Below are 8303 nucleotides of genomic sequence, written 5' to 3' on the forward strand. Positions count from 1 at the left end.
GCGATGGGGGTGAAGTTCGCGCGTCCCGAAGAACGCGTGTGGGTGATCGTCGGCGACGGCTCCTTCCAGATGAACATTCAAGAGCTGGGCACCATCATGGAGCAGAAGATCGACATCAAGATCCTTCTTCTGAACAACAACTTTCTGGGGATGGTCCGGCAGTGGCAGGACCTCTTCCACGGGAGCCGGTTCGTCGGGACCCCGGTGAAGAACCCCGATTTCATCGCCCTCGCGGCGGCGTACGGGATCGCCGGGGAGAGGGTTTCCGAAGGGAAGGACCTCGAGCCGGCCCTGCGGCGCGCGATGAAGCACAAGGGGGCCTACCTGCTCGAGATCGTGACGGACATGGAGGAGATGATCCTGCCCATGATCCCGGCGGGCTCCCGATTTTCCGACATGAAGGTCACCCGATGAAGCAGAAGAGATTGCACACCATTCTGGCGTTCGCCCACAACCAGCCGGGGGTCCTGTACAAGCTGCTCTCCCTCATCCGGAAGAAGCGGTACAACGTCGAGACGATCACCGTCGGCCACACCCACGTCGAGGGGATCAGCCGGATGACCATCTCGTTTTCCCACGGGGAAGGGAACAAGATCGACCAGATCGTCCGGCAGATCGACAAGATCACGGAGATCCCGAAGACCGAGGATGTGACCTACGCGAACGTGATCAACCGGGAACTGGTCCTCCTGAAGGTCAAGGCCTCCCCGCAGGACCGCGTGCACGTGACCGCGACCACGCAGATCTTCGGGGGAAAGGTGATCTACGTCGCCCCCGCGCACATGATCGTGGAAATCACGGGGAAGCAGGAAAATATCGACAACGCCATACGGTTGTTCGAGGAGTTCGGGATCGAAGGGATCGCCCGGACGGGGGCCACGGTCATGCACCGGGAAAAGGAGGATATGGGACTGGACCGGATCGTACTGCCCGAGAGGCGCGCGCGGTCCCTCGGCAACAAGCCATGAGAATCCCCGGGGAGTCCGTCTGCCCTCCCTATCCGGCGTGAACGCAATCGCTTGAATCGCCGTCTCGTCCCTTGATATGACATTTTTGGTCACGAGACGATTCCCGCTTCCTTTTTTTGCCGGTTATACGTTTTCCCCGCCCCTCCTCGTTTTCCCCAACCCATCATAATTCATCGAGAATCCTCCGCCTCTTCCTCCTTGGCATATTTTTTTCATAGGAAAAGGACGATATGAGGTTTTATCCCGAGGAGAGGAATTTCCGGATGAACACCCAACAATCGGAGACAGGCTCCGGGAAAAGACAAGGGAAACGGATTGCCGCCGCCCTTTGCCTGTTCGTTCTGATCGCGCTCGGAATCTTGTTCTGGGGGAACTATGCCCAGATCATCGAACCTCTCGGCATCGCCGGGGGGGCGATTGTCCTATTGGTCTACCTTTTCGCAAACAGGTATCTGGAGGAGAAACATCACGAGGATGCCCGGCGCGAAAAGGACGCGGAATACGGATCCGGGGGCCCGTAGCGGCCAACCGCGCGAAGCGGACTGCCCGGGGCAGGCGCGTCCCGAAGACGTTCCGCCGTCACGCCGGCGTTCTATTCGATCACCGGATTTTTCTCTCCTGCCGCCCGAAGCGCCGCCGCATCGATGGGAAGATTCAACACGTGCATCTTCCTGTGGCAATTGGGGCATAGCGCGACCGTGTTTCCGGTCGTGTCCTCCCCTCCCCCGGACAGGGAGGTGACGTGGTGCATCTCGAGATACGGAGCTCCTTTGTGGTCCCGGAAGGGGGCCTTCTTTGCGCATAACTCGCATCGTCCATTCGCCCTCCGCCTGACATACTCGGAGACAAAAGGATCCCGATCGTACACCTGGACGCTCATGGTGTGCATCCCGGGTTTCCGGTCCACTTCCCGTGCCTTGCGGATCACCTTCTCGATCGGAAGACGCGCGGCGGCCCTCTCCTGCATTTTCCGTTTCCCGTCCCATACCCACTCGGGGATGGGGGGAGGGGTCTTGCCTCCCTTGAGTCGAAGGGGAAAAACCCAGACCTTTCGAAGACGGCCCGTCCGGTCCCTCTGGTGTTCCGGAATCGGAGGACCCGCCGGTTCGATCTCTCCGATGTAGGTATAGGTCCCTCTCTCGTATCGCGCGAAGAGAAAAGCGGATACCTCATTGACCGGCAGCTCGGAAAGAGCCCTGTTCGGGCCGCGGTGAAGCTCCTGATCGCCGACCAGCCCGATTCCCGCATAGTGGATGATCCCCTCGCGCCAGCGGTTCAGGTAGATCGACTGGGTGGTGTCCCAAATCAGGACGAGGCTGTTCGTCTGCAAGGACCTGCGCAGGCCCCCTTGCGGGCTGCACCGGAAGATCTCCGTCAGTCGTCTGTTGTCGACCGACTCGCCGGGATGGAGATGGGGGAATCGGTCGGGGAAGGAAGACACGGGTCGTTATCCGCGCACCGCTTCCCCGAACTCCCGCAGGAAAGTCATCTCCCCTGAGGAAAGCGGTCCCTTCTCGAGTGCGGCCAGATTCTCCCGCAGCTCGACCACGTTTCGCGGGCCGGACAGCACCACGTCCACATGCGGGTTCGTAAGACAGAATCGGTAGCAGTCGCCGGCCGTGGGCACCGGCCCCTTCCAGCCGCCGGGCGCATGCAGAAGCCGCCGCCAGGCCGTGGCGGTGTAGGCGACCACCGCGGGACGCCGCCTTGCGAGATGCGGGAAGATCTCCTGCTCCGCTCCCGGGTGGGTGGCGTTGTAACGGATCATGAGGAGATCGAGGATCGAGTCCTCGGCGAGTTTGCCCGCCCGCTTCCGGTTGTGAATCGAAACCCCTACCGCGCGGACCTTCCCTTCGTCACGAAGCTTCACGAGCTCCGCCTGCACCGCCCCGGTAAAGGCGGACATCTTGCCGAGCCAGTACAGCTGAAAAACGTCGAGGTAGTCGGCCCCGAGGGTCCGAAGAGCCCGCTCGGCGCCACGGCGCACCGCGCCCGGCAGGTATCCCAGAAGCGGGCCCGCCGACACCACGTACCGCTCCCGGTCGCGGGCGAGGGCGTCGCGAAGCGCCGGTGTGAGCCCCTTCATCAGCGGGCTCCAGAAGACGTACTGGATGCGCTCCAGCGCCTCGCGGCAACCCGCCTCGTCCAGGCCGAAGGATCCGGAAAGCCCCAGCCGGAACAACTTTCGGCCGAGACTGGGCACCTCGCGGCAGATGAAATCGTTCACGGTTCTTCCCCTTCCGCGACGATCGATCCCCCCTCCGGCGGGAACATGCGGTTGCGAAGGTGCACGGGAAGCGCTGTCCGCGCATCCCTCCCGGATCAGTACCCCCTGCTCGGTATCCACCATTCGAAGTTCCGCGAAGGGGGTTTCGGGGGACGCAGGCGGGATTTCACCCGGTCGAGGAAGAAGGGCTCGAAAACCCCTTTCGTGGGACAGGGAAGCCAGCCGGCAAACTTGTTCTCCGCAAACAGGGTCGCCTGGAACGACGCATCGATGTTCACGGAGGTCCGAAGCTCTTTCTCCCGGGTAAGGACGATGGCGTACGTCCCGAGCAGCTGCCCCAGGACATCGCGGGGGTATTGCAACACGCAAAAGCAGTACGTCGAGTCGTACCTTCCCAGCATGTATTTCCGCAGCTCCAGGCCCGGGTCATCCGCAACGATCCGTCCCGAGTCCTTTTCCATGGTCTTGATTTTCCAGTTCCCTTCCTGGAGAGTGGCCATGACGGCCTCCCAGACTTCCTCGTAGCCGCTTCCGAAGGTTTCCCGGGACCGGGTCTCCTCCCGGGTCGGGTAGGTGGCGCATCCCCCGAGGAAGGAAAACGAAGACGCGATCAGGAATCCGGCAACAAGAAGACGCGCGGATTTCCCCATCGCCGGTCGCCGATCCCTTGTCCCCGCTCTTAGACCCACGGATTTCCCGCGTCCACGCCCCATGCGCTAAAGCGTATTGAAAACCGCGGGAAAGCACAAGTTCCCAAACGCTTCAAGGCGATTCCCTTCTCTGCCGCCCGTTGATCTCACCCCGGAACCCGGTACGCCCGGGGCGATTCCGGCTTCGACCCCGAAGGACCGGAAAATGGCCGGCCTGGACAAGATCGGCAAAAAAGGGGGATAAGTTCAGGATGAAACGATCGAACCATCGTGGCCTGGTCGTGTCCGACCGCCTTCTCGAGCGGATCGTCGGGCAGGACCTCGTACCGGATTATTATATATGTTGCTTATCAGATTGTTAGAACATAATATTTAAATTTTTATATCATATTTCGAAAATGACCTTGGATTCTCCATCGTTCCATGAAATTGGAACCTCCCCGTTTCTTTCGATCACGCAATAGTGCAACGGGAAGAGTTTATGGTACGGTACGAAAGAAAGGGGTTCGACATGTCCATCCTTGATTTCCCCTCTGAATGTATCGAGCCGTTCATCGAGCACTGGGGAGAGCCACGCGCTTTCTGGCTCCGGAAACCCAGGCCCGTCGGCGAAACGATCCTGATCGCCAGAAAAAGGTTCCCCGTCCCGGATTCCCATGAAAACCGGAAAACGATCTTCCTGGATGTCGAACGAGCATTCGGGACCGGCGGGCACGGCACCACGGAAGGATGCCTCCTTGCGCTCGAGAAGTTCCAACGGGGAGAAGAAACCGTCCTGGATGTGGGGACGGGCACGGGGGTCCTTGCCATCGCGGCGCACCGGCTGGGAGCGCGTCACGTGACCGCGGTCGATATCGACGGCGCCTCCTGCCGGGAAGCAAGGAAAAATCTCGCCGCGAACGGGATCGCGACCGGAATCGAGGTCAGGGAAGGCGGGATCGAACAGGCGGAAGGCCCGTTCGACATCATCGCCGCGAACCTCCGGCCGCTCCTTCTGGTTGGGCTCATGGAGGTTCTCGTCGGCAAATTGCACGACCGGGGCGTCGCGATCCTCTCGGGGATCATGGAGAGGGAGCTCCACCCTTTCCTGGCCTTCCTGGAAAAGCACCCCCTGGAGCTTCTGGACAGGAAAAGGATACGGGGCTGGATGACGCTGGTTTTACGAAAAAGATCGCGCAACGCCCCCCCTGCGGGATAGCGCCCCGCACCCGAAACTTTGAGCTGGGGGAAAAGACCCCCCGGACCGGCCGGTCCGGGGGGTGGTCGTTTCCTCCGGTCCCCTTCCCTACTTGCCGCGCGAGAACTCCTCCATGAATCCCGCGAGCGTATCCACCCACTCGTAGGAGGCGGCGTTGTAGATGGAGGCGCGGATCCCGCCGACCGAGCGGTGCCCTTTCAGTCCCACCATCCCGCGCTTCTTGGCCTCGGCGATGAACTGTTCCTCGAGCGCCTCGCTGGGGAGCCGGAAGACCACGTTCATCACCGACCGGCTCTCCTTCTCCACCGGCGAGCGGTAGAACCCGGCGTTCCGGTCGATGACGCTGTAGAGGCGCGCGGCCTTCTTCCGGTTCGCCTCCTCGAGCTTGGCGAGCCCCCCCTGGGACTTGATCCAGGAGAGGACGTTCCGGACCATGTAGACGCCGAAGGTGGGCGGGGTGTTGTAGAGCGACTTGTTTGCGGCATGGGTGCGGAACTGGAAGATTTTGGGAATGTCCTTTCTTCCCTTTTCCGCAAGCTCCTTCGAAACCACGACCACGACCACGCCCGAGGGGCCGAGGTTCTTCTGGGCGCCGGCATAGACCAGGCCGAACTTCGTCACGTCGAAGGGGCGCCAGAGGAAGTCGCTCGACATGTCGGCGATGAGCGGCACGGCGCCGGTGTCGGGAAAGGGACGGGAGCCGTCGGCGTTGAACTGCACGCCGTGGATGGTCTCGTTGGAGGTGATGTGCAGGTAGGCGGCCCCCGGGTCGACCTTCACTTCGGAGGGGGGCGGCACGCGGGTGTAGCTCTTCTCCTTGCCTTCGCCGGTCCCGGTGGTCTGGACCGACACTTGGGCGCCGAACAACGCCGAGACGACCTTCCCTTCCCCGAGCGCCTTCTCGCCCCAGGCGCCGGTGACGAGGTACTGGGCGGTTTTCCCTTTCTCGAGGAAATTCATCGCCACCTCGGCGAACAGCGCCGTGGCGCCTCCTTGCATCAGCAGAACCTCGTAGCTTGACGGGACCCCGAGGAGCTCGCGCACGAGGGCGATGGCCTCGTCGTGAACCCCCTCGTACTCCTTGCCCCGGTGGCTGTGTTCCATGACCGACATGCCGCTGCCGGCGAAGTCGACCAGTTCGTCGCGGGCGCGCTCGAGGGCAGGGAGGGGAAGGGCGGCAGGTCCGGCGTTGAAATTGATCTTTCGGCTCATGGGGCTCCTCATCCGGGCGCGGAGGGGATTGCCGCGGACCGCACCTCTTCTCCGGCCGCGGGCCGGTTTTTCGAGCAAAGCAACGTCAAGGACTCGATCGTTCTTATGGGCGGATCACGGGATCCCGCTTTGGGGATTACCCCATTTTCCAAAGGTCGGGGCACACCTTCAAGTCTTTTCTTCGCAACCGGGGGGGCCAAAGAACCGGGGCATGCCGCCCCGGGAGCTTAAGGTCGCGCTTTCTATCCGCAACCGCAGGCTCTCCTGTCCCGGATCCCGTTGGGATGCCCCCGGCAAACGGGTAGCCCGTGTCCGGGAGCGGCGCAAAGGATCGGGACCGACGGTAAGTATAGTTCAAACGGCAACCGTTTCGTCATCCGAACCGCCTCCCCCCTTTCCGAAAAGCCGGAATAACATACCAACAAACCCGCGGAAAAAAACGGTTTCCGATATCCCGTTCCGTAATCCAGGAGCGGGTTTCGGCCGAGTACTATCGACCCAGCGGGAGCAGTACAATGATCTCGACAACCAGCGGTTGCACAAAGGTGGCTGCTGTTCTACCGGTCCGCGCCGTGGGTGACCGGCGCGTCGACGACGCGACGAGCGGCCAATTCGAGGCGGCCCGTCTTCCGGCACTGGATCTGCACACGGCGGACGGCCATGTGAGGCAACCGTAGCACCGATCCCGCCGCTCTTGACGAACGCTTTCGTCCGTCTTGAAATAGGAAACCACGAGCGAGCCGGCGTCGAGCCGGACTCCGGAAGGAGATCGTCATGCTGATGAAAGGAAAAGTGGCCCTCGTGACGGGGGGAAGCCGGGGGATCGGCGCTGCCACCGCCAAACTCCTGGCCCGGCACGGCGCGGCCGTGGCGGTGAACTACTTTCGGAGCGCGCAAGCCGCCCGGAAGGTGGTGTCGGAGATCGAGGCCGAAGGCGGGACCGCGATCGCGGTGAAGGCCGACGTGCGGAATATGGACCATACGGAAGCGATGGTCCGCAAGGTGACGGCGGCGCTGGGGCCCATCGACACGATCGTCCTGAACGCCTCGATCTCGTTTCCGGTCGTTCCCTTCCTCGCATTCCGATGGGAAGATTTCCAGGCGAAACTCGTGGGAGAGATGAAGGCCGCCTTCTTCTGCTGCAAGGCCGCCGTCCCCGGGATGGTGGAAAGGAAGAAAGGGTGCATCATCGGCATCAGCAGCGGGCTCTCCCGGGTACCGGGGGAGGGATTCTGCGCCCACAGCACGGCCAAGTCCGGCCTGGACGCCTTCCTGAAGTCCCTCGCCCTGGAGCTGGGTCCCAAGGGGATCCGGGTCAACGTGGTCGCGCCGGGGCTTACCGAGACCGATGCCACCGCCTTTCTCTCGAAAAGGGAAAAGGACGCGTCCGTCCGGATGACGCCGTTGAGGCGGATCGGCCTGCCCGGGGACGTGGCGGGGGCGGTCCTTTTCCTGGCTTCCGAGGAGGCCCGGTTTATCTCGGGGAGCTATCTCCCGGTAAGCGGCGGGATCCACATGACCTGAGCCCGGCCGCAACGATCCGCCGATCGTATTTCGGGGAGGGGGCGGGTTCCCCCCCGATCCTTGACATAGGCGGGGGAAAAACATACAAGGAGAGTGCAGATGGTCGTAATTTTTCGGGAGATATGGGGCATGAGACGCACGCCGTTCGTCGCGGTTCTTCTGGTTGCGTTATCCGTCCTGGCGTGGGCCCTTCCCGCCTCCGCCCAGGAGATCATCGGCATCGTGCGCAACTCCGAAGGCGAGGCCGCCATCACACACGAGGGGCACGTCCTTCCGGCCTCCGAGGGGACAAAGCTTTTCGCCGGAGACACCTTGAGCACCGGCTCCGACGGGTCGCTGGGCGTCATCCTCCGGGACGACTCCACCCTCTCCCTGGGTCCGGGAAGCAGCTTCGTCATCCAGAAATTCCTCTTTTCCCCCGCGGAGGAGAAGTTCGGCCTGCTGGTCCGCATCACCCAAGGAACCATGGCCTACCTCTCGGGTCTCATCGGGAAGCTGTCCCCCGAGTCGGTGCGTTTCGAGAC

General features: G+C 62.3%; 10 protein-coding genes. 6 read left to right on the forward strand and 4 right to left on the reverse strand.

Translation table 11 applies throughout. The features are described 5' to 3' along the window. The 3 genes from VJ307_02300 to VJ307_02310 all read left to right on the forward strand — a co-directional run. On the forward strand, window positions 1–414 hold a 414-nt coding region (locus VJ307_02300), incomplete at its 5' end, for a thiamine pyrophosphate-dependent enzyme (GenBank protein ID HJX72959.1). Beyond that, window positions 411–968: an acetolactate synthase small subunit gene (gene ilvN / locus VJ307_02305; protein HJX72960.1), complete on the forward strand. Its 558-nt coding sequence runs from the start codon at window positions 411–413 to the stop codon at window positions 966–968. The genes VJ307_02300 and ilvN, both read left to right, overlap by 4 nt. Window positions 969–1198: 230 nt before the next feature. Next, entirely contained in the window at window positions 1199–1489 is a 291-nt protein-coding gene (locus VJ307_02310) for a hypothetical protein (protein HJX72961.1), read from the forward strand. A gap of 71 nt (window positions 1490–1560) precedes the next feature. On the opposite strand, the gene VJ307_02315 is transcribed toward VJ307_02310, so the two are convergent. The 3 genes from VJ307_02315 to VJ307_02325 all read right to left on the reverse strand — a co-directional run bounded on the left by VJ307_02315 (window position 1561) and on the right by VJ307_02325 (window position 3845). Then, window positions 1561–2409: an HNH endonuclease gene (locus VJ307_02315; GenBank protein HJX72962.1), complete on the reverse strand. Its 849-nt coding sequence runs from the start codon at window positions 2407–2409 to the stop codon at window positions 1561–1563. Between the two features lie 6 nt (window positions 2410–2415). Then, on the reverse strand, window positions 2416–3195 hold the full coding sequence (locus tag VJ307_02320) for an aldo/keto reductase (GenBank protein ID HJX72963.1): 780 nt from the start codon (window positions 3193–3195) through the stop codon (window positions 2416–2418). A 95-nt stretch (window positions 3196–3290) separates the two neighbouring features. After that, on the reverse strand, window positions 3291–3845 hold the full coding sequence (locus VJ307_02325; GenBank protein ID HJX72964.1) for a hypothetical protein: 555 nt from the start codon (window positions 3843–3845) through the stop codon (window positions 3291–3293). A gap of 481 nt (window positions 3846–4326) precedes the next feature. Between VJ307_02325 and VJ307_02330 the strand changes: the two genes are divergently transcribed. Further along, the gene (locus VJ307_02330; protein ID HJX72965.1) at window positions 4327–5043 is read left to right on the forward strand and encodes a 50S ribosomal protein L11 methyltransferase; all 717 of its coding nucleotides are present in this window, start codon (window positions 4327–4329) and stop codon (window positions 5041–5043) included. 87 nt (window positions 5044–5130) lie between these two features. On the opposite strand, the gene serC is transcribed toward VJ307_02330, so the two are convergent. Then, the gene (serC, locus tag VJ307_02335; GenBank protein ID HJX72966.1) at window positions 5131–6255 is read right to left on the reverse strand and encodes a 3-phosphoserine/phosphohydroxythreonine transaminase; all 1125 of its coding nucleotides are present in this window, start codon (window positions 6253–6255) and stop codon (window positions 5131–5133) included. Window positions 6256–7029: 774 nt separating this feature from the next. On the opposite strand from serC, the gene VJ307_02340 reads away from it, so the two are divergent. Both VJ307_02340 and VJ307_02345 read left to right on the forward strand, forming a co-directional pair. Next, the gene (locus VJ307_02340) at window positions 7030–7779 is read left to right on the forward strand and encodes an SDR family oxidoreductase (GenBank protein HJX72967.1); all 750 of its coding nucleotides are present in this window, start codon (window positions 7030–7032) and stop codon (window positions 7777–7779) included. 129 nt (window positions 7780–7908) lie between these two features. Further along, window positions 7909–8303: hypothetical protein (locus VJ307_02345; GenBank protein HJX72968.1), on the forward strand; the 395-nt coding region annotated here is incomplete at its 3' end.

The organism is Candidatus Deferrimicrobiaceae bacterium (assembly GCA_035256765.1).
Classification (GTDB): Bacteria; Desulfobacterota; Deferrimicrobia; order Deferrimicrobiales; family Deferrimicrobiaceae; genus CSP1-8.